At 41.6% G+C, this 25,956-nt stretch carries 24 protein-coding genes and 1 tRNA gene; 11 read left to right on the top strand and 14 right to left on the bottom strand.

Annotated features, from left to right (window positions below; all coding sequences use genetic code 11):
- The first annotated feature begins 86 nt into the window (after nucleotides 1-86).
- A complete protein-coding gene (locus IQ276_RS23790; RefSeq protein ID WP_228042918.1) occupies nucleotides 87-272 on the top strand; it encodes a hypothetical protein in 186 nt (61 codons plus the stop codon).
- Nucleotides 273-495: 223 nt separating this feature from the next.
- On the top strand, nucleotides 496-1,536 hold the full coding sequence (locus IQ276_RS23785) for a CBASS cGAMP-activated phospholipase (protein WP_193915063.1): 1,041 nt from the start codon (nucleotides 496-498) through the stop codon (nucleotides 1,534-1,536).
- Here the strand turns inward: IQ276_RS23785 and IQ276_RS23780 are convergent.
- Nucleotides 1,533-3,707, bottom strand: coding sequence for a pentapeptide repeat-containing protein (locus IQ276_RS23780; protein ID WP_235115914.1), 2,175 nt, complete (start codon nucleotides 3,705-3,707; stop codon nucleotides 1,533-1,535). The genes IQ276_RS23785 and IQ276_RS23780 overlap by 4 nt on opposite strands.
- A gap of 97 nt (nucleotides 3,708-3,804) precedes the next feature.
- Nucleotides 3,805-4,026 carry a hypothetical protein gene (locus IQ276_RS23775; RefSeq protein ID WP_193922279.1) on the bottom strand — a complete coding sequence of 74 codons (222 nt, stop codon included), beginning with the start codon at nucleotides 4,024-4,026 and terminating at the stop codon, nucleotides 3,805-3,807.
- Between the two features lie 343 nt (nucleotides 4,027-4,369).
- On the opposite strand from IQ276_RS23775, the gene remA reads away from it, so the two are divergent.
- Together remA and gmk are read left to right on the top strand one after the other, a co-directional pair.
- Entirely contained in the window at nucleotides 4,370-4,636 is a 267-nt protein-coding gene (gene remA / locus IQ276_RS23770; protein ID WP_073639751.1) for an extracellular matrix/biofilm regulator RemA, read from the top strand.
- A 168-nt stretch (nucleotides 4,637-4,804) separates the two neighbouring features.
- Nucleotides 4,805-5,404: a guanylate kinase gene (gene gmk / locus IQ276_RS23765; protein ID WP_193922277.1), complete on the top strand. Its 600-nt coding sequence runs from the start codon at nucleotides 4,805-4,807 to the stop codon at nucleotides 5,402-5,404.
- A gap of 331 nt (nucleotides 5,405-5,735) precedes the next feature.
- Here gmk and IQ276_RS23760 read toward each other — a convergent pair whose 3' ends face one another.
- From IQ276_RS23760 to IQ276_RS23750, 3 genes are all read right to left on the bottom strand, one after another.
- On the bottom strand, nucleotides 5,736-6,257 hold the full coding sequence (locus tag IQ276_RS23760) for a photosystem I reaction center protein subunit XI (RefSeq protein WP_190879548.1): 522 nt from the start codon (nucleotides 6,255-6,257) through the stop codon (nucleotides 5,736-5,738).
- A gap of 258 nt (nucleotides 6,258-6,515) precedes the next feature.
- Nucleotides 6,516-6,665: a photosystem I reaction center subunit IX gene (gene psaJ / locus IQ276_RS23755; protein WP_086688029.1), complete on the bottom strand. Its 150-nt coding sequence runs from the start codon at nucleotides 6,663-6,665 to the stop codon at nucleotides 6,516-6,518.
- A 38-nt stretch (nucleotides 6,666-6,703) separates the two neighbouring features.
- Nucleotides 6,704-7,198, bottom strand: coding sequence for a Photosystem I reaction center subunit III (locus tag IQ276_RS23750; protein ID WP_190879547.1), 495 nt, complete (start codon nucleotides 7,196-7,198; stop codon nucleotides 6,704-6,706).
- 160 nt (nucleotides 7,199-7,358) lie between these two features.
- Here IQ276_RS23750 and tsaD point away from each other — a divergent pair, with 160 nt between their 5' ends.
- Entirely contained in the window at nucleotides 7,359-8,411 is a 1,053-nt protein-coding gene (tsaD, locus tag IQ276_RS23745) for a tRNA (adenosine(37)-N6)-threonylcarbamoyltransferase complex transferase subunit TsaD (protein WP_235115913.1), read from the top strand.
- Between the two features lie 104 nt (nucleotides 8,412-8,515).
- Here tsaD and IQ276_RS23740 read toward each other — a convergent pair whose 3' ends face one another.
- Together IQ276_RS23740 and IQ276_RS23735 are read right to left on the bottom strand one after the other, a co-directional pair.
- Nucleotides 8,516-9,427, bottom strand: a complete 912-nt coding sequence (locus IQ276_RS23740; protein ID WP_193917692.1) for an alpha/beta fold hydrolase — start codon at nucleotides 9,425-9,427, stop codon at nucleotides 8,516-8,518.
- Between the two features lie 248 nt (nucleotides 9,428-9,675).
- Complete coding sequence (locus tag IQ276_RS23735) at nucleotides 9,676-10,395, bottom strand: hypothetical protein (protein ID WP_086763971.1); 720 nt, start codon at nucleotides 10,393-10,395, stop codon at nucleotides 9,676-9,678.
- A 504-nt stretch (nucleotides 10,396-10,899) separates the two neighbouring features.
- On the opposite strand from IQ276_RS23735, the gene IQ276_RS23730 reads away from it, so the two are divergent.
- The 4 genes from IQ276_RS23730 to prmC all read left to right on the top strand — a co-directional run bounded on the left by IQ276_RS23730 (nucleotide 10,900) and on the right by prmC (nucleotide 14,352).
- The gene (locus tag IQ276_RS23730) at nucleotides 10,900-11,451 is read left to right on the top strand and encodes a GNAT family N-acetyltransferase (RefSeq protein WP_190879543.1); all 552 of its coding nucleotides are present in this window, start codon (nucleotides 10,900-10,902) and stop codon (nucleotides 11,449-11,451) included.
- 284 nt (nucleotides 11,452-11,735) lie between these two features.
- Nucleotides 11,736-11,809, top strand: a tRNA-Pro gene (locus IQ276_RS23725).
- 823 nt (nucleotides 11,810-12,632) lie between these two features.
- Nucleotides 12,633-13,436, top strand: a complete 804-nt coding sequence (locus IQ276_RS23720) for a Tic22 family protein (RefSeq protein ID WP_190879542.1) — start codon at nucleotides 12,633-12,635, stop codon at nucleotides 13,434-13,436.
- A gap of 25 nt (nucleotides 13,437-13,461) precedes the next feature.
- Nucleotides 13,462-14,352, top strand: coding sequence for a peptide chain release factor N(5)-glutamine methyltransferase (prmC, locus tag IQ276_RS23715; RefSeq protein WP_193917694.1), 891 nt, complete (start codon nucleotides 13,462-13,464; stop codon nucleotides 14,350-14,352).
- A gap of 10 nt (nucleotides 14,353-14,362) precedes the next feature.
- Here prmC and IQ276_RS23710 read toward each other — a convergent pair whose 3' ends face one another.
- Both IQ276_RS23710 and IQ276_RS23705 read right to left on the bottom strand, forming a co-directional pair.
- Nucleotides 14,363-14,866, bottom strand: a complete 504-nt coding sequence (locus IQ276_RS23710; protein ID WP_193917696.1) for a hypothetical protein — start codon at nucleotides 14,864-14,866, stop codon at nucleotides 14,363-14,365.
- A gap of 102 nt (nucleotides 14,867-14,968) precedes the next feature.
- Nucleotides 14,969-18,907: a CARDB domain-containing protein gene (locus IQ276_RS23705; RefSeq protein ID WP_193917698.1), complete on the bottom strand. Its 3,939-nt coding sequence runs from the start codon at nucleotides 18,905-18,907 to the stop codon at nucleotides 14,969-14,971.
- A gap of 447 nt (nucleotides 18,908-19,354) precedes the next feature.
- Here IQ276_RS23705 and IQ276_RS23700 point away from each other — a divergent pair, with 447 nt between their 5' ends.
- Nucleotides 19,355-19,963, top strand: a complete 609-nt coding sequence (locus IQ276_RS23700) for an L-threonylcarbamoyladenylate synthase (RefSeq protein ID WP_193917700.1) — start codon at nucleotides 19,355-19,357, stop codon at nucleotides 19,961-19,963.
- A gap of 98 nt (nucleotides 19,964-20,061) precedes the next feature.
- A complete protein-coding gene (locus tag IQ276_RS23695) occupies nucleotides 20,062-20,997 on the top strand; it encodes a sensor histidine kinase (RefSeq protein ID WP_193917701.1) in 936 nt (311 codons plus the stop codon).
- 195 nt (nucleotides 20,998-21,192) lie between these two features.
- Here IQ276_RS23695 and IQ276_RS23690 read toward each other — a convergent pair whose 3' ends face one another.
- From IQ276_RS23690 to IQ276_RS23670, 5 genes are all read right to left on the bottom strand, one after another.
- A complete protein-coding gene (locus tag IQ276_RS23690) occupies nucleotides 21,193-21,666 on the bottom strand; it encodes a GNAT family N-acetyltransferase (RefSeq protein ID WP_190879536.1) in 474 nt (157 codons plus the stop codon).
- Nucleotides 21,667-21,855: 189 nt separating this feature from the next.
- Complete coding sequence (locus IQ276_RS23685; protein WP_193924172.1) at nucleotides 21,856-22,227, bottom strand: hypothetical protein; 372 nt, start codon at nucleotides 22,225-22,227, stop codon at nucleotides 21,856-21,858.
- A gap of 41 nt (nucleotides 22,228-22,268) precedes the next feature.
- Complete coding sequence (gene secF, locus IQ276_RS23680) at nucleotides 22,269-23,255, bottom strand: protein translocase subunit SecF (protein WP_193924170.1); 987 nt, start codon at nucleotides 23,253-23,255, stop codon at nucleotides 22,269-22,271.
- Nucleotides 23,255-24,664, bottom strand: a complete 1,410-nt coding sequence (secD, locus tag IQ276_RS23675; protein ID WP_193924174.1) for a protein translocase subunit SecD — start codon at nucleotides 24,662-24,664, stop codon at nucleotides 23,255-23,257. The genes secF and secD overlap by 1 nt, the downstream gene beginning before the upstream one ends.
- Nucleotides 24,665-24,853: 189 nt before the next feature.
- Complete coding sequence (locus tag IQ276_RS23670; RefSeq protein ID WP_073641708.1) at nucleotides 24,854-25,837, bottom strand: alpha-ketoacid dehydrogenase subunit beta; 984 nt, start codon at nucleotides 25,835-25,837, stop codon at nucleotides 24,854-24,856.
- Between the last annotated feature and the right edge of the window lie 119 nt (nucleotides 25,838-25,956).

The raw sequence follows: 25,956 nt of genomic DNA, 5'->3' as shown, positions 1-25,956 counted from the left end.
CCTATTTTTGGCTCAATAATGATTTTTCTAGTAAAGCTAAACAATGGTTATAAGGATTGTATAAAGCTATTTTATCCCTAGAAAAAATGCCTTCCCGTTGTTCTCTAGCATTTGAGAATTATTTTTTTGAGCAAGAAATCCGACAATTGCTTTATGGAAAGGGAAGAAATGCCTATCGGATTCTCTTTACTATTGTTAATGATAGTGTTGAGATTCTGTTTGTACGACATGCTGCTCAAAAACCGATGATAGATCAATCTGATGAGGAATAGCTTAGAACTTTAGAGTCATAATCTGATTGCGGTTTTGGTGCATTCCACTCTTATTCAGGCTCGTCCATATTTAGATGCATTCCCGCTGAATCGGTGTTTTAGCGTAAGATATAATCTATAACAAGCAGTAATTAGCCATAATTTATATCAAAACATGTAACATTTAATACACGCATGGACTCATAAGTAATCTATCAAAAATTAGCAAAGGAATAGACATGATATGAGCAATATTCAGACTGACAAAATTAGTCATCATGCTGAAAGTGAAGAAAAGGTATTTAAAGTTTTGTCAATTGATGGTGGAGGAATTAAAGGCCTTTATTCAGCGATGATCTTAGAAAGATTTGAAAAAAAATTTCAATGCCATCTTGCTGACTATTTTGATTTAATATGTGGAAACTCAACAGGCGGCTTAATCGCATTAGCATTGTCTCTTAAAGTGGAAGCTAGCAAAATAGCTCAGTTATATTATAGCCAAGGTGAAAAAATCTTTAAAAAACAAGGTAGACTGGAAGCTTTTTTTAGACAATTTATATATGGTGGTAAGCATCAGAATGAAGAATTAGAAAAAGCGTTACGAGACATTTTTAGAGACAAAACTATTTCTGAATCTTATTGCTTATTGTGTATACCAGCATTCTCCTTAACTGACGGTAGACCATTTATTTTCAAATATGATCATCCTGAAGGTAATTTAAGCAGAGATAACGAAACAAAATATATTGATGTTGCTTTAGCAACAAGTGCTGCGCCAACATATTTGCCAGTTGTGCAAATACAAGAGCAACATAACAAACAATTTATTGATGGGGGAGTCTACGCAAATAATCCAACACTTATTGGGGTTGTAGAAGCTCTCAACTATTTTGTTGGTTCTAACAAAAAATTTTCTCGGTTAATGGTTATGTCTATCTCGTCATTAGCAGTGAGTACTGGTAAGCCTCTTCTTTTAAAGAGAAACCGAGCTTTAATAGATTGGAAACAAGATTTGATTTCACCTTTTGCGGAAGGTCAATCATATCTTGTTGATTATATGGTTAAAACACTCGCTCAAAATTCTATTCTTTCTTTTGAATATGTCAGAATTCCGAGCATAGGGCTTTCTCCAGAACAATCATTAATAATTACATTAGACAATACGACAAAAGATGTATTAGATTTAATAAAAGGTTTTGGAGACGATCAGGGACTTTTCTACGAGAAAAAACCTGAAGTAGAAAAATTTTTCCAGCAGCAGAAGCAGTATATTATAAGAAGCTAATCATGCCCTGACATACTTGACTTTTCGCTTCGGATAACAAAATCGGGAAAGGGAGGTAACCATAGAGGGCTTAAAGGTCCACAGACTCCACAAATTTTCTTTTTAGAAAGATCTACATTATTCCCAAACTTATCCTTAATTTGTTTACATAGCTGTTTGATTTCCTTCTTCTCACCCTGACTCTGATTACCCTGGCTTTGATCAAATAATTGGTTAAGGTTCAGGAATTCTCGGATATCTCCGTCTTGTGACACAACAAAAGCTGCTGCTCCAGATATAGAAGCGCAAACTCTGGCAGCAGAGTTATGTCGTGTACCAAATTGTTGACTCTCCCATTCACCATCCATCTCTAAACTATTTGATTGAGGATTTAGTCTTATATAAATATGTTCAACATTTGGGCTATCATCCTTGACTCTAGTTTCTCCTCCAAAACCAAGCAAGCGCAAGTGTCGATTCAGCACCACAGGACCGTCAACAGTAGATAACTGCGCTATTGCACGCGCACTATCAAATATTTGTTGATATAACAATTGAAGCTCTTGCTCTTGATTTTGTTTTTCATTGCTTGGATTTACCTTTTTATTTTCCAGATCAAGAATAAGTTTTCCTAAATTAGGGTTTTTTATTTTATGTTTAATAGCTGAGAGTTTTTCTATCTTATCATTAGGTAGAATAATAAATGTACCACCGTGACCAAATTCGACAGCCAGTCTAAGAATGTAACTCCAAATATCTCGAATTAATTGAAAATTAGTATATTTATTCTTGGAATGATTTTCAGAAGAATCATTCTTCTCAGAACCATTCTTATTAAGAGATTCAAGAATCTGGATAAATATTTTATTAGCCACCGGATTTAGAATACAGTCATAGTTAACATAAACTTTTCCATCTCGTAATCTTAAGTGTGTTACCCATGTTGGACTAGGATAGTGTAAAACGTTTAACACACCTGGATTTTTAATACTTAAAGTAAGTCCTAAACGATGATCTCTAATTGTATATTGGTTAGAAGAAGAGTAAAAACCGATATTTTCAATTCTGATGAATCCTTTAGCACAAAGTTTATCCTTTTGTTCAGTGTCAATAATTAATGCATAAGGTTTTGGTGGAATGCCAGAACTCATACGGTGAAGATTATTAAAATCGTTCTCCAATAAGTCAATAGGTTCGTTGAACTCCATAGCTAGTGCGTTATTGTCATTATTGATTTGAAAATTATTTTGAGGGACATATATTTTAAATTGCGGATATCTAGCTTCTTCCCTTTTCATGCTGACTATAAAAGCTAAATTAATTAGGGCTTTCAGTTGTTCTGATGATAAATTCAGTAAAATTTCATTATTTTCCTTTTGCAACTCTACCTCAATTTTTCCAATTACTTCAGCTAGTTTTTTTGATCCATTTACTTCGCTTAACTTTGTGAGTTTATTTTTACTTGCTTCTTTTTTTTCTTCATCATTTTTTTCTTCATCATAAATACATCTTTCTATATCATTAATTTTTGGAGGTTTTGTAATTAATTGAACTTGATTCCAAGTAGCACCTTCTACTTTAGCGTCCTTCAAATTAGCTCCAATCATAAACGCATCACTTAGGTCGCTATTTCTTAAGTCGGCTTTTTCTAGATTAGCCTTGAACAGATTAGCTCCTTTCAGCTTGGCTTCTTTTAAATTAGCCTTGGACAGATTAGCTTGTTCTAAATTAGCTCCAATGAGTTCAGCCCCACCGAGTTTAGCCCCACTGAGGTCAGCCCCACTGAGGTCAGCCTTGATGAACTTAGCCTGACTAAGTTCAACCCCACTGAAGTTAAACTCACTGAGGTTAAACCCACTGAAGGTAGCGTTTTGGAGGTTTGTATTACTGAGGTCAAGCTTACTGAGGTAAGCGCTAATGAGCTTAGCCCCACTGAGGTTAGCCCCGCTGAGTTTAGTCTGAATGAGGTCAGCCCTACTGAGGTCAGCCCCACTGAGGTTAGCATTATTGAGGTTAGTCTCAATGAGCTTAGTCTCTTTGAGCTTAGCCCCACTGAGGTTAGCCCAACTGAGGTCAACCCTACTGAGGTCAGCCCATTCGAGGTCAGGTATTACTTCAGGGTTATCCTCTCTCCAGTCATTCCAACTTTGTACACCTTGTCGCAGGATTTCTAAATGCTCTTGATTTGCCATCTTTAAGTTCTCTTTATCTACAGAACAAGTGCTATGCATTTCAGAAACTCAAGGCTGTTATGAAAAATGTAATTATTTTCATTCAGATGTGCATGAATTAAACCCAATTAGTGCGCGTTTTTTCTGGTGCTGTCATCACATCACCAATTCGCTGCACCACATCCTCAAGCACAACGAAATCAGCAACAGAGATTGTACCAGCATCTAGTAGCGATCGCAGTTTCATCAATGAAGCGTGTAATTGCTCCCAGTCGTATTTTGGTCGCTTAAAGCCTAAAGGCAATTCCCAAAAACTGACGTGCTGGTGCAATTGAGCCATAAGTTCCCGACTTGACAAGCCTGCATCAGTATGAATTGGGTATTAGGTATTACATATTTAGAAAAACTCTTTCCTAATTCGTAGTCCTCAGTGCCCAATCCCTAATCCCCAGTTGAAACAAAACAAATGTATTTCACGCAAGTAACTAATATCAGTATGATTTTCCCTATGTCTTTGGGTAGATTTTTAGTAAATTTAGTTGATAAACAGCTAAAAAAAGCAGACATTATTTTAAAAACGAAGGCTGGCGTGAATTTAAGCGTTGTAACTCCCGTTTATTGGCGATAACATGTAAATAAGTTTATTACAAGCTTCTCAAACCGCGTTTGGCCTCAGTTTTTTTATGGATATTCAGTTAATCAACATCGGCTTTGGTAACATTGTGTCTGCCAACCGAGTAGTTGCCATTGTCAGTCCAGAGTCTGCCCCGATTAAACGGATTATTACCGATGCACGGGACAGAGGTCAACTGATTGATGCAACTTACGGTCGTCGGACTAGGGCTGTAATTATCACCGATTCCAGCCACGTAATTCTGTCAGCGATTCAGCCGGAAACGGTAGCGAATCGCTTTGTGATTTCCCGCGATCACCAGACTGTAGATAATTGACCAGCAGTGGGTTAAAAACCCCGCTGTATTTGCAGCATATCGGCAGTACCATGTGAATTAGACCAATTTTTTGTCACCTGCGCTACAAATTCTGTAGTCAATGGTGGGCTTGGCCACGAACACAAGACTAATGAATAATATCTATTTATTAATTCACAGGTTAAACGGATGATCCAAGTTTTACCCATCCAGAGTAGCGCTACTACCAAAGAATCTCCAAATCCAGGCAGGTTGATTGTTTTAACTGGCCCCAGTGGGGTCGGTAAAGGCACTTTAATGCGATCGCTCCTCCAGCGTCATCCCCAACTGTATTATTCGGTGTCCGTGACGACTCGTTCTCCCCGTCCAGGGGAAATTGATGGCAAAAATTATTACTTTATTAACCGCAGTAAGTTTGAACAATTAATTGCTGAAGGTGAATTTTTAGAATGGGCAGAATTTACTGGTAACTATTACGGCACTCCCCGTGAAGCTGTGCTTAACCAAATTAATTCTGGCAAGTTGGTAGTGCTAGAAATTGAGTTAGAAGGAGCAAGACAAATTCGTGCTTCCTTCCCCAGTGCCTTGAGCATTTTTATTTTACCGCCTTCTTTTGACGAATTGGAGAGACGGATACGCTCTCGCGCTCAAGACTCAGAAGAAGCGATCGCTCGTCGTCTACACCGCGCCCAAGAAGAAATTAAGGCCGCAGATGAATTTGATATTCAAATCGTTAATGACGATTTTCAAACTGCTTTAAATGACATTGAAGCGGCTTTATTTGAATAACATAGCATTTTTAACAACATACCCACCCTAGCATTGATAAACAAAGGACACAAAGAAAAACCTCTGTGTCCTTTGTTATTTGTCTTTTGTCCTTTTTGGCAAAATTAAGGCAGTCCATTAAGGGGTTCCCCCACTTAAAGGAAGTGCCGTTGAGCCGCTGCGTTGGACGGGTCTCCTGGCTTGTTCAGTGGCGTCTGATGGTCGGAAACTTCTCTACGAGACGCTTTGCGATCGCAAAAGACTTTACACTTTGTTATTTGTCATTTTTTGTTTGTAACCACTAACCAATGACAAATGGCCAATGACCAATGACTAATGACTAATAACTAAATTAACCAAATAAACCTTGAATTAGTTGCAAATTACCAGTCAAAAAGTAAGCAACTACTGCACCACCAATACCACCAATTAAGAAAGAACTGGCAAAGTTATTCCAGCTTTCTTTAGAGTTAAAAGCATCTGCTGGAGGATTGGGTACAGTAACACTAGCAAGTGCCTTTGGAGGATTACTATTGGAGTACAGGGATAGGGCGCCGGTCAGAAGAACAACTAAACCGATCGCTCCTAGTAATCCAGCTAAGTTAGCATTAGCTGTATCTCGCAGTGGACCCAATTTGGCAAAAGGCCCAAACAGCCAGTAACCATGAGCCATACCAACTTCTAATCCCCGTCTGGAAGGAGTTAAACCAGGACGGTAAGCAGGTAAATTCCTAATGAACTCCGCGATCAAGCGAGAAGAATTAACCGGGGTTTCTAGGTTACCTAGCTGTGGATCGCCAAATGCAGGAAAAACAACTTCCTGATTTCTTGGATCGCTGGGGTTATTTTTTGATGCATCTACTGCTTGCGCCATATTTTTATGTTCGCCTCTCAATTAAAATGGTGGCATTTTTATATTAATAATAATTGTAGCTAAAGATGTCTTTTTCTTAGGAAGTTTAGAAAAATTAATTTAGCTCATTTGAAAACTGTGAAACTCGCGATATGTAAACAGAATCGCGAGTTTCAAAAAACTATTTTTACTGCCTATTTAGGTGATGATATTGTCTAGTTAGGCTAAATAGACTAACTAAACAATTTTAGAGAATTGTCCTAGAATCTCATTTTCTAGTTATGGCAGTGGGTGGAAAAGTAGATCTGGGAAAAAGCGGTTGAATTCAATCAAAATACCTGCTGTGATTGTCAGCCATAGGGTAGCTGCCACTGGCGCTGTGGAAATAAATTTAATCAAATAGGATGATTGGTCGCCTTTGTCTGCCATGAATTTAGTCTCCAAAGAAATGAATTAGTAAAACCGGTTTAGCGTGGGGAAACAGGAATTTCTGAATCCTTGGCTGCTAATTTACCAGAGAGGAATTCTTGGACTGCTGCTGCTGGCCAAGCAAAGCCTGTGGCAATGATCGGTAGTGCCAAAGCAAGGTCGATTTGGATTTCTTTTTGTTCAGGGTCATCTCCCTTTTTGATCGCTTGCAGATAGGTACGACCTACCCAGCCAATCCAACCAGTGATATATAGGAATAGAATGCTGGGGATCAAGAAATCACCAGCACGATCTAAACGGCCATCAACAATCAAGTGAGGGTAGCCCTCAGGACCACACAGCGCTTGAGAATAACGCTCAAATCGCTTCTTCCCTGATTCTGGGTCGGCGGTGGTATTACGGGCATTAGCTGCTAGCTCTTGAAAAGCAGGATTGTCTTTGCAGGGAGTCAAGTTAGCCCCTAGAGCTTGTGCTGGGGGGGCAAAGTTGCACCAAAGACAAATCGCTAAAATCAAAGCAAACAATCGTCGCATAGAGTGTTTCCTTTTATTACAAAACAAAAAGTTCTTTGTACAAAACGAAGCGGCTTGTACAGTCTTTATTTGCATAACTAGGAAGTCATCATACTCTTGGGTGGGAACCGAGTAAAGTTTAAGTAAATAAAAGTTAAAGCTTCTCAACCAAATACTCTCAATGACAACCGTTTTAGCAATAGAAACCAGCTGTGATGAAACTGCCGTTGCAATTGTAAAGAATCGTCAAGTTTGCAGCAGCATCATCGCTTCGCAAATTCCAGTCCATCAGCAATATGGTGGGGTAGTGCCAGAAGTGGCGTCCCGCCAACACTTGGAAACGATCAATCAAGCGATCGCTCAAGCTCTAGAGCAAGCCAAACTAGACTGGGGCGAAATTGATGGAATTGCCGCCACTTGTGCCCCTGGACTCGTAGGAGCGCTGTTGGTGGGATTAACTGCTGGCAAAACCCTGGCTATGGTACACAACAAAGCTTTTTTGGGAGTTCATCATCTCGAAGGTCACATTTACGCAACTTACTTGAGTGAGCCAAGTTTAAGTCCCCCTTTTCTTAGCTTACTGGTTTCAGGTGGACATACAAGCTTGATTTTTGTTAAAGATTGTGGTATTTACGAAACACTAGGACAAACTCGTGATGATGCTGCGGGTGAAGCCTTTGATAAAGTCGCGCGATTATTAAAGCTGGGTTATCCGGGCGGCCCAGTGATAGACAAACTGGCACAACAGGGAAATCCCCAAGCCTTTGCCCTACCAGAAGGAAAAGTTTCTTTACCTGGTGGCGGGTTTCATCGTTATGATGCGAGTTTTAGCGGCTTAAAAACGGCTGTATTGCGTTTAGTACAGCAGTTAGAGAAAGATGGTAGACAAGTGCCAGTGGCAGATGTAGCAGCTAGCTTTCAGGATACTGTAGCGCGATCGCTAACCAAAAGAGCGATCGCCTGTGCCCTAGACTATGGTCTAGATACAATTGCCGTTGGCGGCGGTGTAGCAGCTAATAGCGGTCTGAGAAAAAACCTCCAAGCCGCCGCCATTCAACATAACCTCCGCGTCCTATTTCCGCCTTTGAAATTCTGTACTGACAACGCCGCCATGATTGGCTGTGCCGCCGCCGAACATCTATCCTCTGGTCATACATCCCCCCTGACACTGGGCGTTGAATCTAGATTAGCCCTGAGTCAGGTGATGAAGTTGTATCAAAGTGAGGGGAGATGAGGGACTGGGGACTGGGGACTGGGGACTGGGGACTGGGGATTGGGAAAATTTCTTCTCAATACCCAGTAACCAATACCCAGTCCCCAATACCCAGTACCCAATACCTATTGACTTTTAACTATCGACCGGATGTAATCAGCTACTGCATCTGGCTGCTCTAACATAGCTAAGTGTCCGCAATTAGGAATTTCTAAAACATTGTCACCACAGTATTGAAACAGTCTGTGAAAGCTAGCTAAATGACGGACATATTTCGGTTCCATAACTTTGTCTTCGGCGCCAGCCAAAAAATAAACTGGCTGCTTAAGTTGGGATACTAGCTCAGGTAAACGGTTGATTTCTTCTTCGGTTGTGGAGTCTAACAAAGCTCCCAGCGCTGCTTCTGGGTCAGCCACGACGAAATCAATCACCCGCTGACGTGCCCAATAGCGCTCTAAAGGCCGTGCCACACTGGCTCTGGTAAACAGCAAATCAATCAAAGGCACTTGGGACAGCCAGCGCGGACGGATTTGCAAAAATTTCTGACCCGCCGAGCGAAACTGCTCAAAAGCTTCTTTGAGGTAAATACCGCCACCAGCGTTAATACAGATAACTCCTTTAACACACTCAGGCATTTGATCTGCTCCCCATAGAGCGATCGTACCTCCCAAAGAGTGACCAATTAGCCAAGCACTAGTAATATTTAGCTGTTCCAACAGAATTGCTAAATCCTGAGCATAGGCAGCAGGAGTATAAAGAGAATCGAAAGGCGAGCCAACCCCATCACTGGAGATGGGCATCAGACTCACAGACGTTTGTGCCCGACTAAAATCAGTTTTTACCTGGGACTGGGATTCACCAAAACCCCGCAAATCATAGGACAGGCACTGCAAATCATCTGATAGGCGGGAAATCACAGGTTGCCAATATCCACGGCTATTAAGCCAACCGTGGATAAATACTAAAGCATCGGGGCAGGAAGTGGGAGCCGTTAGCTCGTATGCGTGTGGAACGCCCAAGATTTCAATAGTTGCCATACCTATATCGTACCCCTAAGGGTGGGTGCGACTAAATACAAAGTGTCAGAAAAGCATTTTGGATTTTGGATTTTGGATTGACCCTATGCCTCAAGGCACGGTAATAAATAATTTTAAATTTGTTCACGAATGAATTCCCAGGCTTCTGAAACAAGACACTGGGCAAACAGACCTTTGGAAACTTTGAATCATTCAATCCAAAATCCAAAATTTAAAATCTAAAATTCGGCGAGAAATCAGGAGTGTTTTCATTTACCCAGCAACCTTTGTCGCACCCCTTCAGCAATTTTGTGACCCAGATATTCAGGAATCAGACTTTCATTAGGCCCCAACAAGTAGAGAATTAGCCGTGTACGTCCTCGCCAAACAAGTAAATTGGCATTGACTACCAGCAGATCTTCCTGCCAGATGGCGTACATCACTTTGTAAAATAATCCTGGTTGATTATCGGCTTCAATCACTAGGGCAGGGAGATGAAAAACCGGATCGACATAGAACTCAGTTTGTACCTGCTCTAACCCAGTATCAAGATTGAATTCTACTGCCAGCATTTCTTCTACCTCAAACCGACCTCCTAAAGCCTCACGAATCGCACGACAAACATTTTCTGCCGTTTTATCGGTCAAGGCTTTACTACCACGTGATACCAGCAGTTTGATAAAAACTAACATCGGCGGACGGATCTGACCGTATAAACTCAGACCGTGGATTGTTAAACCATAAGCTGCTAGTACACCAAAAATATCGCTGAGCAGAAAAGACTGGTTGCGGTAGGCAAAATGCAAAGCACTTTTGCTACCTTCAGGTTTCAGTTCAATCACAGCGCGTCTAGTTTTATAGAGACGGTAGGCTAGCCGTAAATTTTGCAGTTGAATCTCACTGCTGACGAATTGCTCATAAAACTGGGGAAACGCTCGATTAAAGCGCTTTAGGAGTTCCAGTGTCGAAGATTTTAAACCAGAAGCCATTTTTAAGGTAAGACTCGCTTGCTTTCGTCACCTGGGGACTAGGGACTGGGTATTGGGAACTGGGGAGTGGGAAAATTTTTCCCGGCTATTCAAATCCCTGATATACAATTCACTCTTAAGCTAACGTGCATTTAAGCTGCATACGAACAATTCACAGGATCTTTGCCAGAATTGGGTTTTCTATATTTATTTCGAGAAAAGTCACAGCAGCGGCTTGGGTCGTTTCCCGCAGAGTCAGACAGAGGAATCACAACAGGGGATGATTTTGAATTACTTATATTCTTCCCTTTTCGTGAATTTTTACTAGGGTTTACAACAAAATGCTAAAGTTGAAGATGATTGGTGTGAAACATGCCCTAAGTAGCTGTTACCATTACAAATCTCGAAAACAACCCAAAAATTTTGAGTGTCAGGGGTAGTAAATGGGGCTAGCTACGTTAAACATGAATCAACACTCCTGAGAGTGGAAACCAATTTTAGTTATATTACCCGAACCACGTTGGCATGGGTTTTTGGAAAACTTGGTTTAGTACTCCTGAGTCTGTAGCGACAACTAGGACAAACCCTTTTGAAGAACATACAGCACAAACTGCGGGTAACTCTAGCCCCGGTAGTGTTAGCGAAGCTTCTTCAAAGGAGGCTCGCATCGTCTTCAGTACAGAGCGAGATATCGATCTGTATGAACTAGAAGAACTCTGTGATGCAGTAGGTTGGTCGCGTCGTCCTTTAAGAAAAGTGAAAAAAGCCATCGAGCATAGTTTTCTCGTCGCCTCAATGTGGCAGGTGAGAGGAAACCAAAAGCGGCTCATTGGTTTTGCCCGCGCTACATCAGATCACGCTTTTAATGCCACTATTTGGGATGTGGTGGTTCACCCGGACTTTCAAAGTCAAGGACTGGGCAAGGCGCTGATGAAATACGTCCTCAAAAAACTGAGGAGTGAAGAGATTAGCAATGTGACTCTCTTCGCCGATCCTCATGTTGTAGATTTCTACCGAACTATGGGGTTTATGCCAGATCCGGAAGGCATCAAAGGCATGTTCTGGTATCCTCACTAATACCCAACTCAAATAAAGCCCGATTTGCACAATAAAATCGGGTATAGTAGTAAAGGTCTATTATTTTGATGTGGTTTGGGAAAGTTCAGCCGACATACAAGCAAATAAATGTCTTGTAAAACACAGTCGGCCGAAAAACCTTTATTCAATGTAAAGATGCTGTGTATCTTGTCTTTACAAAGGATAAAGAAGGTTGTGCATGAGCAGTCTTATGTGGTACAATCACATTAATGCTTCTGCTGAGAAAGTTAAAACCGAACCACAAAAAGTAGATAGGTTATAGCCGGGATGTAGCGCAGCTTGGTAGCGCGCCTGCTTTGGGAGCAGGATGCCGCAGGTTCAAATCCTGTCATCCCGATTTAATTAATATATTTGATTGATTAACCCAAAGTGATTAATAAATTTTGGTTTGATTAGAATATCAAATTAAAAAATCAAAATTTACTAAATTATCATCGCCCACGGTAACTGTTAGCAAGTCTCTATACATGGGCATGTAGAGCCAATCACTTTGTTGAGATTTTTCTGTGTCAGCAGTAAATTAAATCTACAAAATTTTTGAAAAGTTCCCATCATTTAGGGCTAATAGACTAGGGTTGGTTGCTAAGGTGTGCAATTTAATTGCATATTTTTACGCAGAAAATCAATTTGGCAATTTTGCTCTTGGGCTAGCTTTTAAAGCATGGTTAGGTAAATTTCATCCTTGAGCAATAAGATATTTCTGATACTGTACTTTGTATAAATTGAAGAAGATATTTAGCTAACCCCAGATGGAACGATTGATAAAATCATAGCGTCACCCAATATCAGAGAAAGTCAGACAATTTTGGATTTTAGATTTTGCGTTCGCGCAGCGTGTCGGAGACAAAAGTCGAGCCAGTGCGTTCCTATCCCCTTGGGTCGGAAGCCCAAAGTTAGAACTGCGGGAACCGCCGCTCTAAGGTTTCTAATCGACAAAAGCACAACTTTAGCACAGTGTATTGAGAAAAGCGATATCATAACAATCCTAAATAGTTGGGATTATTTTACTTTGATCGTTGACTTTTAACAGTCAACTGACATCATGAGTTATTTACAAAAAAATTTTCACAACTAAAATAGATTGCTATATAACTGAAGCTAGTTGGTGCTGTGCAAATCCAACCATTAGTTTAATTGTATTTTTGATGCGAGGAGCAGTCATGAAATCATTCGTTCGTTGGGGCGCAACATTAGGTATAGCTGGAAGTATCTTTTTAGGAGGGCTTTCAGGAATAGGTAATCTACCAGGACTAGGCAATCTAGAGGCGGTGGCTTTACCACAAGATCAGGTAGTGAAAAAGCTACAAGAAGTACCCGTATTCACTCTCACAAATCCTAAAGGGGAATTCGTAGTTCTTTCAAGGAATAACCAATCCAAGACCGTCTCTCAAGTGGGATTTTTTATTAGCAAGCAAGATGCTCAAAAATTTCTTGATAATCGGCTGAAAAAAGAAAATCCTCAACTTGCAAGCACGCTACAGGTAAGACCTTTGTCTTTGGCAGACTACTATAAGATAGTCCTGGAAAGCAAAAAGAAGTCAGATTCAGTAATTTATACTTTAGTCCCGACCCAACAACAGGTAGCGTCGGCAACAAGTATGGTGAACGCAAATGGTAAAAAAGTTGAGCAATTCAACGGTATTCCGTTGTTTGTGCCCAAATTTAAAAAAGATAATAGCTATCTAACCATTCCCCTCGCAAAAGGTAACGATCGCTATATCCCTTTCTTTTTTGAGAAAGAGCAAGCAGTGGCTCTGTTAGACGAATTTAAAAAAGCTGTGCCCAAGGAAGCAGAGAACACTGAAATTCAGGTGGTGGATTTGTACGGTGTTATGGAGGCTCTCAATACTAGCAACGATCCTAGTATCAATAAAATTGTTTTGTATCCATCGCGCGAGTCGATCAATTTTATTCGCTCCCTAGCCCCGAATCAGTCACCAGCTGCGCCCGCTCCGAAAAAATAACGGTTATGCACTCCAAGGTTGAAGCATGGGGGAGAAACATCTGATAGTTTCTGGTTTACAACTTTGGCAGTGGCGGAATGCAGCCCTCGTTGCAGCGATCGCCACTGATGTTCCACCAACGGAGGTAGATTGGCTGCTTCTTGAAGTAGCTGGATTAGACCGTTTGGCACTCCGTTTGGAGTCTTTTAAAAATTGGCCGCAAATTCAGATGCAATTGCCTCTGGAAGAGTTAGATCAGTTGTGGCAGAGGCGATTAAATGAACGTTTGCCAGTGCAGTATATTACCAAAGCTACACCTTGGCGTCAGTTTAAAATCGCCGTATCGAATGCGGTTTTGATTCCCCGACCAGAAACAGAGTGCTTAATTGATTTGGCTGTAGCCGTTGCGGGCAATGCTTCAGGACACTGGGCGGATTTGGGTACCGGCAGTGGAGCGATCGCCATCGGACTAGCAGATGTCTTGCCAAAGGCAACAATTCATGCTGTAGATTACAGTGTTGAAGCTTTGGCGATCGCTCAAGCCAACGCCCAGAATTTGGGTTTTGCTGACCGCATTCGATTTTATCAAGGTTCCTGGTGGGAGCCACTGGCATTCCTCAAAGGTCAGTTCAGTGGTATGGTGTCGAATCCCCCTTACATACCCACCAGTACCTTACCTAGTTTGCAACCAGAAGTAGTTAAACATGAACCACATCTAGCTTTGGATGGTGGCGCTGATGGCTTAGATTGCATTCGCCATTTGATAGAAATCTCTCCTAGCTATTTGCAACCTGGTGGTGTGTGGCTGATTGAGATGATGGCAGGACAGGCGGATGCAGTGCGAGAACTTTTGCAAAATCAAGGTAATTATTCCAATATTCAAATTCACGCTGATTTAGCTGGAATTGAACGCTTTGCCCTAGCTTATGTGAATTGATGAGTTTTAATCAATGAGTAACTTCAACCGCATCTGATTCGATAATGCTACTTTGATCTTCTATTTGATAAGTGACAATTGCTTTAACCTTATCCTTTCCTGCATAACCTCTTTTGTTAGTCAGCTGAAAAGCCAACTCAGAATTTTCTAAGGGTTTTAACTCAATTTTCTGGGGTGTTTGCTGAAAATCTTGTAATTTCCCGTCTGATAAATTGCGAATTTCAACCTTAGTAATGGTTACAGTTACAGGAGTTTCTTGGGGATTTTCCAGACGGACAAAGACCGAGGCAAACCCAATATTACGTTGGGGATCAACAGGAACGCCCAAAGGTGGTAAATTTTCTTCTCTAGCAATGAGAGTTACTTTTTTGACTAAAGCAGTATTATTAGTCATTATCAATGTAGGTGAAGAATGCGGTTGATTATTGGCATAAGTAGAAGAAAATCCACAAGCAGTTGTTGTCTCTACTAACATCAATAAAGCCAGAATCTTTACTAAGAGTTGAATTTTCATCACAGTCAATTCTCTCTTTAAACTTGCTCTGAGGATAATCAGGTACAGACGGATATGATCGTCTGTACCCGAAATTTAGGGAAAGATTATTCCTCAATTAGACTAAGTATTTGACCAGATAATAATAGCCTTAAGACTAAGCAACTGCTCCCACGTTACATCCGCGTCAGTATTTCCCCAAGGATTTCGTAAATGGAACTTGCCAGTTGTCGCATTGTAAGCAGTAATAGTATAGGCATGACTATTAACCACACCGTACCCTGCTCCATAAACAAACCCAGCTGTTAATATCTGGTTGGTATTAACTAAGTTAATTAGCTGAGTTTTATTCATGTTGGCAATCTCTTGGAATGTCGCGCTTAAACCAGTTACCTGTTCAATCACATAATCCATCCATCCACCGTCAATAGAGCCGTAGCCATTACTAACGTTATCAGGGCGACTCCAACCGGACTCTGCTAATTGGGCATAAGCTTTTTCAGCTAAGGCTACCCATAATTCATTGGTTGAATCGTTGTATGACTGACCAGAACTGGCGTAAACTAACTGCCCAAAAGAATCAGTAGGTAAGTACTTATCAACTGTGACATAATTCGCTACACCATTATTGAAAAAGCGAACAGTGTAGGTATTGTCCCCATTGTCGATAAACATATTTTGGATGTAAGAAGGTTTTTCGAGGGCAATAGAAGATAGGGTTGCCAAATAATAGCAAGTCCCCGCAGCTCCTTGATTGATATCGTCTGCACTAATGCCATTTTGGAATAAAGACCCACTAACGGCTCGATAAGTTTTATCGCCAGCGTTAATCCCCTCATCTCCACGAGCGATATCCCCTTGTGATAGTGGGTTGGGGCGATCGCTTCCCAAGAACCATTTGCCGATGAGTTTTTCTAATTGGGTGTCACTACTACCTGCAAAAAGATTCCCTAATGCTGTGCGGGTGGTTGCACCTCCTGTCCACCACTGGTTAGCCGGATTCCCGTTAACCACGTAATTCGAGAGAACCCGAACATGATCTTGCATGGTAAAGCGGGTAGCATTACTAACAATGGTGCGGAGATCAGTGAGTTCCTTGGCATCAATAACAGCACCATCTTTAGCATTACGGAACAAAGAAATCATGTCGTTGCGACTCAAATTCCCATCGCCTGCAAGGGTACGAGTCAAATCAATTAGTCCAGCATCTTGGAGATTGTCGCTATACCAGTCTGCACCACCATCAGATCCTTTAATCGTAATTGTTTGATAGGCAAGATTGTTGTTTTCATTACTTTCGGAAATTTTGTTCTCACCATCAGCTTTAGCAAAGAGATAGTAAGTTCCGGAAATCAGAGTGCTACTCAGAGCCACAGAAGCAGATTCTGTATTGGTAACTCCAGCGGCTAATGAACTGACAGTATCTAAGCCTAAGTAGATATCGGAACTATCGAAAGTCGTATTTTTGGAAAGATAGAATCCAGTGGAACTGCCACTCGCGCTAACTGTTCCTTGATTCTTAATTTTATAAGTGAAACTGAGATTAGTTCCAGCTACGCCAGAACTAGCTGTGATGCTACTAATTATTAAGTCTGGCTTGGCAGGTGCAGTAATGGTAATAGCTTGATAGGCAAGATTATTATTTTCATTACTTTCGGAAATTGTGCTTCCACCATCAGCTTTAGCAATGAGATAGTAAGTCCCTGAAGCCAGAGTGCTGGCCAGAGCTACAGAAGCTGATTCGGAACTGGAAACTCCAGCTGCTAAGGAACTGACGGAATCTGACCCTAAGTAAGTATCGGAGCTATCTAAAGCTGTATCTTTGGAAAGATAAAATTGTGTGGAATTACTGTTCGCCGTTGCAGTGCCTTGATTCTTAATCTTGTAAGTGAAATTGAGATTACTACCTGATGTTCCTGATGTAGCTGAAATGCTGCTGATTACAAGGTCTGGTTTGGCAGCTCCACCAATGGTAATTGCTTTATAAGCAATGTTGTTATTTTCATTACTCTCCGCTACATCATCCCAGTCATCTGCTGCGGCAAACAGATAGTAAGTTCCTGATTTGAGACTACTGTCAAGGTAAACAGAAGCAGATCTATTACTAGAAACTCCAGCTGATAAAGAACTTACATGGTCGTAATCTAAATAGATATCAGAGCTATCTAACTTCGCATCTGTAGACAGATAAAATGCAGTGTAGCTGTAACCAGCACTAGCTGTGCCTTGATTCTTAATGTTGTAACTGAAGTTGAGATAACTTCCAGCAGTTCCAGATGTGGCTGAGATGCTGGTGATAACTAAGTCTTGTTTCGGGGAACCAATGGTAATCGCTTTATAAGCAAGGTTGTTATTTTCATTATTCTCTGCTACATAGTCCCAACCATCAGCTTCAGCAAACAGATAGTAAGTTCCTGCACTCAGACTGCTATCAAGGTAAACGGAAGCAGATTCTGTGCTAGTGGTTCCAGCTGTCAAGGAACTCACATAGTCGTAATCTAAATAGGTATCGGAACTATCTAACTTGTTATCTTTGGAAAGATAGAATGCACTGTAGCTATAACCAGCACTACCTGTTCCTTGATTTTTAATGTTGTAACTGAAATTGAGATAACTACCAGCGGTTCCAGATGTGGCTGAGATGCTGCTGATAACTAGGTCTGGTTTGTTAACGGTAATCGCTTTATAAGCGAGGTTGTTATTTTCATTACTCTCAGCTACATAGTTCCAGCCGTCAGCTTGAACAAACAGATAGTAAGTTCCTGCACTCAGACTAGCGTCAAGGTAAACAGAAGCAGATTCTAAACTAGTGGTTCCGGCTGATAGGGAATTCACATAGTCGTAAGTTAAGTAGGTATCAGAACTATCTAAAGTGGTATCTTTGGAAAGATAGAATGCACTGTAGCTATAACCAGCACCACCCGTTCCTTGATTCTTAATGTTGTAACTGAAGTTGAGATAATTACCAGCGATTCCAGATGTGGCCGAGATGCTGCTGATAACTAAGTCTGGTTTGGTAATAGTAATGGTTTTATAAACGAGGTTGTTATTTTCATTACTCTCTGCTACATCGTCCCAGCCATCAGCTTCAGCAAACAGATAGTAAGTTCCTGAACTCAAACTACTGTCAAGGTAAACAGAAGCAGATTCTAAGCTAGTGGTTCCGGCTGATAGGGAATTCACATAGTCGTAAGTTAAGTAGGTATCAGAACTATCTAAAATGGTATCTTTGGAAAGATAAAATGCTGTGTAGCTATAACCGGCACTGGCATTGCCTTGATTTTTAATGTTGTAACTGAAGTTGAGATAATTTCCGGCAGTTCCAGAAGTAGCTGAGATACTGCTGATAGTTAGGTCTGGTTTAGTAATTGTAATTAATCCGGCAACAGCATTGTTGTTTTCATTGCTTTCAGCAACATAGTCATAGCCATCAGCTTCATACACCAGATAATAGCTACCCGCGCCAACGCTTTGATCGATAGTGAGTGTGGTTGATTCTGGGCTATAGTAACCAGATGGAATGCTAGTAACGTAGTCATAGCCTAAGAATGTATCGTCACTTCCGATATAGAGATCCTTGGACAGATAAAACTTGGTGTAGCTATAATCAGCACTGGCATAGCCTTGGTTTTCAATTTGATAACTGACTTGGATGGTACTCCCGGCGGCGGCAGAAGTGGGAGCTGAAACGGTATTTTGTACTATGAGGTCTGGTAGTAAGGCAGCAGCGAACGCTTGAGCAGCAATGCTATTATTTTCTTGACTAAGAGCGCTACCTGTCAGAGGATCTACACCAGCATTGTTTACAGCTTTAAGAGAAGCGACTGAGGTTGGGTTAATAACGAAGTTACTATTGGATAGTTCAGAAATGGAAATAGTTGTATAACTGTTGATTCCTTGCTGAATTTCGTTAAAATCCAACCCCAGACTCTGAGGATGCTCATTTGTGGATATCGTACTCTGACTCTTATCTAAAATTCCTAAACCTGAGATTCCAGTATTTACATTGAATAAATCATTAATCGGATCGAAGGAATTTGCTTGTGGTGAGGTCTCAAACATGGTTATTTCCTAAAATTTCTGACAGATAAAAACTTTGAGCTTAATACGGATTCCCTGTAAATTTGTATGGAGCAAGGTGCTTAAGCCCCTTGTCTGACTCAAGAATTGGTATAAGAAGAAACTCTGGATTTTTGATGTTAAAATCAAGACGTTTAATCATGTCTATAATCCGATTGGATTGCATGAAAAACTAGAGCAGTCGTAACTTTGGCTGCCACATGTTAATATTTCGGTATGTTTATTGAGAAGAAATTTGCTTCCAATATTAATCAGAGTAAATTTACCATAATACATGCTGTATTCTTTTCTCAATGTGATTAATTTAATAATTAATTAATACCAATTTGTCTTTGATCGGATTAGCTGCTCTTCAGTCAATTCAGTAGCAAGCTTGATTCCCGACAAGACTAACTTTGGTAAATTGATATAATTCTTTACACTAGCAAAATGACGCAAGTTTCCCTCGCAGACCTCATAGCTGGCGCACGCGCTGGCCTTTTGGTGAGCTTTCCCACAGACACGGTTCCCGCACTGGCGGCGATACCAGAAAAAGCCGGATTAATTTTTGCGGCTAAGCAACGCAGTCAAGACAAACCTTTGATTTTGATGGCTGCTAGTGCTGAGGATTTGTGGCCTTATGTCAGAGGTAATGAGAACGAGTATAAAATTTGGCAAGAAATAGCACATAAATATTGGCCAGGAGGGCTGACATTAGTGTTACCAGCAAGTCAGCGCCTGCCAAAAGTTATGAATCCTACTGACCCTACAACAATTGGTATTCGAGTACCAAACAGTGCGATCGCTCAAACTATTTTGGCGCAAACAGGCCCTCTTGCCACCACTAGCGCTAATTTCTCTGGTCAACCGCCTTTGCAAAGAATGGCAGAGATTACAGCCCAATTTCCCAACGTTCTGACTCTGGTAACGACAGAATCCCAAGAGCAAATGCTGGGACTGGGTATACCTTCCACCGTTGCTAAATGGACGGGGATTAATTGGGAGATTTTACGGCAAGGTGCAATAAAGTTAGATTCATTGAATGAGAACCAGATATAGATAGCTATAATGTTGTTTCCCTGGCTTCAACAGCCCAAAAATGCGGAACTTTAATTTGGGCTGTTGTGGTCAATTAACAAGTTAATAATTGCCAAAATATGAATTGGAGTAACTGGATATATTTAGGAGCAGGAATAGCACTAGGTCTAGGTTTTCGTCGATTATTTGCGCGATGGCTACGCCCGCGGGAGGCATCGCCAAACTCTTCATCTAGCTTATCCCCAGTAGCGACATTAGACCAACAGGATATGCCATCAATATCGCAACAAATGCAGCAAACGCAGTTGGCATACCAAATGGCAAGGGAGATGAGCCTATTTAAAGCTGGTTTTTTGGCGCGGACAACCCATGAATTGCGATCGCCTCTCAATGGTTTAATTGGTTTACATCAATTAATTTTGTCAGATCTCTGTGAAAATCCTGCTGAAGAACGAGAATTTATTGTCCAAGCTCATGAGCGAACGCTAAAACTGCTGAAGCTAATGGATGAAATTATCAATGTTGCCAGAACCGAGCATGGTACAAATAAACTAGATATTCAGCCCAGACCCTTAGCCAATATTTTGGAGGAGGTTTATAACTTAACTTATATGCTGGCGGCAAATCGCAATTTTCCCTTGCAATTGTTACCCGCCGACCCAGAAATTTATGTTTTGGCAGATTATCTCTGGCTCCGCCAAATATTAATCAGTTTAATAGACACTGCTATTACTCAAATGGAAGAAGGCAGTATCTATATTTCCAGCAGCACTGTCTCTAAAAGTAATTTTGTGAATATTTGGCTGGATGTACCAACCCATGCCATACCTTGGAGTGAGCCAATTGACTTGATAAAATCTGAAGATCAGCCAAGCCAGGTGAAGCTAGAGAACGCTAATCTTTCTCCAGGAATGAGGCTATTAATTAATCAGACTCTGGTGGAAGTTCTGGGAGGAAAACTAGAAATCTTGCCTTCTCCAATTGACAAGGAACCATCCCAGGAAATGAGCAGACTACAAATTTCTATTCCCCTATTTAGTAGTGCTGAGGGGTGAGTAGGGAGTGGGGAGTCGGGAGATGGGGGAGATGATGGGACAAGGGGAATAAATAATACCAATTCAATTGATGATTGCAACACATTCTTGGATGAAGACGCGATGAATCGCGTCTCTACAAATGGTCTATTTGTCACATTCTTTTTTAAAATTGGTATAACTACTCACTCCTAACTTCTAACTCCTCACTCAGGACTATTTCGGTGATTCTTGAAGCTGAATTTCTGTATCAGGAACCAAACTAAGGTTAGCGAGGTTATGTAGCACCATCGTAGTCGTAGTATTAGGCTGGAAACCAATCTTTTTGTAGAATTCCTGTTGGTGAGTAGTCATTAAATAAACGCGCTCAACCCATCTCATGCGGGGGTGGCTCAAAACATTTTCCACTAAATTGCTTCCCAAACCAATATTTCGATACTCTGGATGAATCACAACATCCCAAATCGTAGCGCGATATATGCCATCAGATGTTGCTCTAGCAAAGCCAATAAGTCGCTCACTCTCATGATCCCAAACGGAAATTACTGGCTCACTGTTGGCAATAGCTATACTTAAATCCTCAATACTGCGGCCTTTTGCCCAAAAAGCTGAAATGTTTAACAGTTCTTGGAGTTGGTAAAGGTCAATTTCAGATTTGCGATCGCTAAATTCAATTTGAGGATTGTTCATGTATGGCACTCACTTTGGCTGTATCTTAGCTATTGCTAAGTCATATTTTGCTAGAAATTGCTGAACGTGTATATGTATATGCAACGATTTTCTGGCTTTACCTGAATGCCACAAGAAGGCTTCCGCTATACCCTGAGGTTAGGGGCGAGATGAATTGTCGCCAACATTGTCAATCAGCTAAGGCAATATTCATTGACAAACCCACTTCCATAAAGGATGAGTTGGTCCTTGCTGACGTATTCGATAAACTTGTTTTTCTAAACGTTGTTTTTCTTGCTCTGGTAATCCCAGTAAGATATTGCGACTTTGCCAAACTAATACAGCAGCAGTCATCCCAATACAAAAGGCTAAACCAAAAGTAGACAGTGGATGATACAAAAGTCCATATCGCACTGCTACCCAAGTAAAATATTGTTGCCACAGAGAAATTTCTGTACGTAAATTCCACAGGCAAAGGGGCGCAATGGTCAGCCATAAACAGCTCACAAACAACCATCTACCATATACTGTCAGTTGGTATAGCCTTTGTACTTGTTGAGCAAATGATGGATCAGTTGTCATTTGTCCTTTGTCATTAGTTATTCTTTGTCAATGCCCAATGATTAATTACCAGGTGATGTATCAATTGATTCAGCATTAACTACTGTCTGAGATTGACCGCTACGTTCTCGCCATAAAGTTAAAAGAGTACTGGCGATGAAAATACTTGAATAAGCACCGGCGGTAAAGCCAATAATTAAAGCTAAGGCAAAGTTTTTCAGTGTTTCTCCCCCAAACAGAAAGATAGCGAACAATGATAGCATCGTGGTTAAGGTGGTGTTGATAGACCTTGCTAGGGTTTGGTTTACGGCATCATCCACAATGTCAGCGATCGCAGCGTCGGGATTAATTGTCAGGGTTTCTCGAATGCGATCGTAAATCACCACTGTATCGTTGACTGAAAAACCTGTAATCGTCAGTAGAGCAACGATAAATAAGCTATCGACTTCAGTACCCAATACTAAACCCAAAATCGAAAAAATCCCTGCCGTAATCACAACATCATGAAATAGGGCAACGATCGCAAACACCGCATAATCCAACTGGAAGCGAAAACTCAAGTAAATAATGATACCCGCAAAGGAAACTATCAGAGCTATTACCCCAGACCTAAATAGCTCTGCGCCTAGAGTAGGACCAACGGTGTCAAATTGATTTTTTTGGTCGTCAAAAGTACCGATTTTTTCGCTTAAGGCATTTTGTAAGTTGCTACGCTGGTTGCGATCCAAGCTTTTTGTGCGGATCAATATACCATTTTCTGCGCCTGTGCCTTTGTCAGCGACAATTTGGATGCTGCTATCGCCGAGTCCCTGAGTTTTAGCTACTTCTCGAACAACATTGATATCAATTGGCTGGTCGCAGTTACCGGGTTTGGTGCAATCTCGTTCAAACTGCAATCGTGTACCACCGACAAAATCCAAACTGGGACGTAGGGGTGCTTTGATGTCGGGGTTTTGCCAAGAAATCACCATTGAGATGATACCAGCCAGAATGATGGCACTAGAAATAGCCCACCACAGCGATCGCGATTTATTAATACTCAGTTTCATTAGGCCACCTCTGCCTTATTCGATGTTGGCAGGTTCGGAGAGAAAAGTTCTGGTTTTTTGAGTGCGGGAATTGTAATTGCTAAAAACATCAAGGTGCGACTACAGGTAATTGCTGTAAACATACTCACCGCTACGCCCAAAGCTAAAGTTAGGGCAAAACCTTTGACCAAACCAGCGCCTAGCCAGAATAGTGCAGCACAGGCGATAACTGTAGTCACGTTGCCATCTAAAATACTGGAAAAGGCACGGTAAAAACCAGACTCTACAGAACGATAAAGGGATTTACCTGCTTGCAATTCTTCCCGCGTCCGCTCAAAAATTAGCACATTGGCATCCACTGCCATGCCAATACTGAGAATAAAACCAGCAATTCCTGGCAGAGTCAGGGTAATACCCAACAAAGCAAAGGTAGCCCAGGTCAACAAGGCGTAGATCAATAGTGCTATGTCAGCAATCAGTCCTGGTAGTCTATAGTAGACCACCATAAATATTAATACTAAAGTTAGACCACCGATACCAGCATAAATACTGCTAGTGATGCTGTCTTTACCTAAAGTTGCCCCAACAGTCCGGATCTCTGCAATTTCCACTGGTACGGGTAATGCGCCACCCCGTAGCTGTACACCCAAGTCATTAGCTTGTTGTGCGGTAAATCGACCGGTAATCACGGCTGAACCGCCAGTAATACCAGTGGCGGCAAATTCTATACCGACGGTAGGAGCGCTGATCAGTTCATTGTCGAGAAAAACACCAATACTACGCCCAGTACCGGCAAGGTTTTTTGTGAGTTGGGCAAACAGTTCACCACCCTTTTGGTCGAAGCGAATGGCAACATTCCAATTGTTACCTTGAGTGGGTTCGCCATAGGCATCCTTGAGGTATTTGCCAATTAAGGGAGGATTCGTGCTTTCAAACAATTCAGCGATCGCTTGATTATTTTTCTCTAAATCTTCTTGATTTTTGGCAATTGCCGCTTTATCGCTGCTCTTTCTCAACTCTTCTTGCTTTGCCTTCAATTCAGCTCGCGATCCTTGGAAAGCTAACAGTTGAGTTTCTGTATTCGGCTTTTGGGTGCGAAATTCCAATTGTGCCGTACCCCCTAGCACCCGTTCAGCTTGCTCTGGGTCATTGACTCCTGGGAGTTGCACCAATATCTTATCTGCGCCGACTGTTTGAATCACTGGCTCAGAAACACCCAGACCATTAATCCGACCTTCGACAACTTTCTTCACACCTTCCAATTCTCGTTCGGTGATTTTGGGAATTTCCGCTGATGGTTTCACCTGAATTGTTAGCTGTGAACCTCCCCGCAAGTCAAGTCCAAGAGGTATCGGAATTGTTGCAATCACCGTGATAGCGGCGATTACCAGAACTAAAATCAAGATTAATAGCGATCGCTGTCTTTGCATACCATAACTCGCAACTGACAAAGGCTATAATAGCGCTCTTTTGTGGAGTTATGAATGGAAAGTGGGGAGTGGGCAGTGGGGAGTGGGCAGTGGGGAGTGAGGGAAGAGTGGGAAGTTGGGAAGCTTTTTATAATCTCCCCATACTCCCTCATCCCCCTCATCTCCCTCATCTTCCCTATTCCCCACTCCCTACACCCGCAACGCTACCATTTTCTCCACAGCTTCCACTATTTGCTCTGGCTGGACAATTGTGAGTCGCTCCAGATTGCCGTTATATGGTGTGGGGATATCTTGGGAAGAAAGCCGCAGTACTGGGGCATCCAATTCATCGAATAAGCGATCGTTAATTGAAGCGATGACTTCTGCTCCTATACCCGCAGTTCGCATGGATTCTTCCACAACAATGACTTTATGGGTTTTTCTTACTGATGCACCAATGGTATCAAAATCTAATGGTTTGAGGGATATTAAATCAATAACTTCTGGATCGTATCCTTGTTTTTCAAGAGTTTTTACTGCTTGCAGCACATGATGGCGCATCCGGGAATAAGTGATAATTGTGACATCTTTACCTTGACGCACAAGCTCTGCTTTATCCAGGGGGAGCAGGTATTCTTCTTCTGGTAAGTCTTCTTTCAAGTTGTAAAGCAGAACGTGTTCAAAGAACAACACCGGATTATCATCACGGATAGCAGATTTTAGTAGTCCTTTAGCGTTTCTGGGTGTGGAACAGGCAACAATCTTCAACCCTGGCACCGCTTGAAAGTAGGTTTCTAGTCGTTGGGAATGTTCAGCCCCTAGCTGCCGTCCCACACCTCCGGGACCGCGAATTACCATCGGAATTTTGAAGTTACCGCCAGAGGTATAGCGCAGCATCCCCGCGTTGTTGGATATTTGATTGAACGCCAGGAGTAAGAAGCCCATATTCATACCTTCGATGATGGGGCGCAATCCAGTCATGGCTGCTCCCACTGCCATCCCAGTAAAGCTATTTTCGGCAATGGGGGTGTCTAGAATTCGGAGTTCGCCATACTTTTGGTACAGGTCTTTGGTAACTTTGTAGGAACCGCCGTAGTGTCCTACGTCTTCACCGAGAACAAATACGCTGGAGTCACGCGCCATTTCTTCATCAATGGCTTCACGCAAGGCGTTGAAGAATAGTGTTTCTGCCATTTAGACCTTTAGTACGATTATGGTTTTAGAATTTTATCGTGTGGTTGTGGCAAATACCGTGAGCGATCGCACTAGTTAGAGTTTGGATTGTTTAAACTAACCGCCCCAGGCATAAACCC

Origin of the sequence: Desmonostoc muscorum LEGE 12446 (genome assembly GCF_015207005.2) — a bacterium.
In the GTDB taxonomy this organism is placed as follows: domain Bacteria; phylum Cyanobacteriota; class Cyanobacteriia; order Cyanobacteriales; family Nostocaceae; genus Nostoc; species Nostoc muscorum.
This window is presented reverse-complemented; position numbering and strand designations above follow the sequence as displayed.

Bases quoted from the DNA above. Each gene is read 5' to 3' on its own strand.
- prmC (WP_193917694.1), top strand. From the start codon at position 13,462: ATGGGGGAGAAACATCTGATAGTTTCTGGTTTACAACTTTGGCAGTGG.
- IQ276_RS23790 (WP_228042918.1), top strand. From the start codon at position 87: ATGCCTTCCCGTTGTTCTCTAGCATTTGAGAATTATTTTTTTGAGCAA.
- IQ276_RS23750 (WP_190879547.1), bottom strand. From the start codon at position 7,198: ATGCGACGATTGTTTGCTTTGATTTTAGCGATTTGTCTTTGGTGCAAC.
- IQ276_RS23705 (WP_193917698.1), bottom strand. From the start codon at position 18,907: ATGTTTGAGACCTCACCACAAGCAAATTCCTTCGATCCGATTAATGAT.
- IQ276_RS23740 (WP_193917692.1), bottom strand. From the start codon at position 9,427: ATGGCAACTATTGAAATCTTGGGCGTTCCACACGCATACGAGCTAACG.
- IQ276_RS23735 (WP_086763971.1), bottom strand. From the start codon at position 10,395: ATGGCTTCTGGTTTAAAATCTTCGACACTGGAACTCCTAAAGCGCTTT.
- IQ276_RS23710 (WP_193917696.1), bottom strand. From the start codon at position 14,866: ATGAAAATTCAACTCTTAGTAAAGATTCTGGCTTTATTGATGTTAGTA.
- IQ276_RS23690 (WP_190879536.1), bottom strand. From the start codon at position 21,666: ATGAACAATCCTCAAATTGAATTTAGCGATCGCAAATCTGAAATTGAC.
- remA (WP_073639751.1), top strand. From the start codon at position 4,370: ATGGATATTCAGTTAATCAACATCGGCTTTGGTAACATTGTGTCTGCC.
- IQ276_RS23785 (WP_193915063.1), top strand. From the start codon at position 496: ATGAGCAATATTCAGACTGACAAAATTAGTCATCATGCTGAAAGTGAA.
- IQ276_RS23700 (WP_193917700.1), top strand. From the start codon at position 19,355: ATGACGCAAGTTTCCCTCGCAGACCTCATAGCTGGCGCACGCGCTGGC.
- IQ276_RS23685 (WP_193924172.1), bottom strand. From the start codon at position 22,227: ATGACAACTGATCCATCATTTGCTCAACAAGTACAAAGGCTATACCAA.
- IQ276_RS23670 (WP_073641708.1), bottom strand. From the start codon at position 25,837: ATGGCAGAAACACTATTCTTCAACGCCTTGCGTGAAGCCATTGATGAA.
- secD (WP_193924174.1), bottom strand. From the start codon at position 24,664: ATGCAAAGACAGCGATCGCTATTAATCTTGATTTTAGTTCTGGTAATC.
- IQ276_RS23780 (WP_235115914.1), bottom strand. From the start codon at position 3,707: ATGGCAAATCAAGAGCATTTAGAAATCCTGCGACAAGGTGTACAAAGT.
- secF (WP_193924170.1), bottom strand. From the start codon at position 23,255: ATGAAACTGAGTATTAATAAATCGCGATCGCTGTGGTGGGCTATTTCT.
- gmk (WP_193922277.1), top strand. From the start codon at position 4,805: ATGATCCAAGTTTTACCCATCCAGAGTAGCGCTACTACCAAAGAATCT.
- IQ276_RS23760 (WP_190879548.1), bottom strand. From the start codon at position 6,257: ATGGCGCAAGCAGTAGATGCATCAAAAAATAACCCCAGCGATCCAAGA.
- IQ276_RS23730 (WP_190879543.1), top strand. From the start codon at position 10,900: ATGGGTTTTTGGAAAACTTGGTTTAGTACTCCTGAGTCTGTAGCGACA.
- IQ276_RS23695 (WP_193917701.1), top strand. From the start codon at position 20,062: ATGAATTGGAGTAACTGGATATATTTAGGAGCAGGAATAGCACTAGGT.
- IQ276_RS23720 (WP_190879542.1), top strand. From the start codon at position 12,633: ATGAAATCATTCGTTCGTTGGGGCGCAACATTAGGTATAGCTGGAAGT.
- IQ276_RS23775 (WP_193922279.1), bottom strand. From the start codon at position 4,026: ATGGCTCAATTGCACCAGCACGTCAGTTTTTGGGAATTGCCTTTAGGC.
- psaJ (WP_086688029.1), bottom strand. From the start codon at position 6,665: ATGGCAGACAAAGGCGACCAATCATCCTATTTGATTAAATTTATTTCC.
- tsaD (WP_235115913.1), top strand. From the start codon at position 7,359: ATGACAACCGTTTTAGCAATAGAAACCAGCTGTGATGAAACTGCCGTT.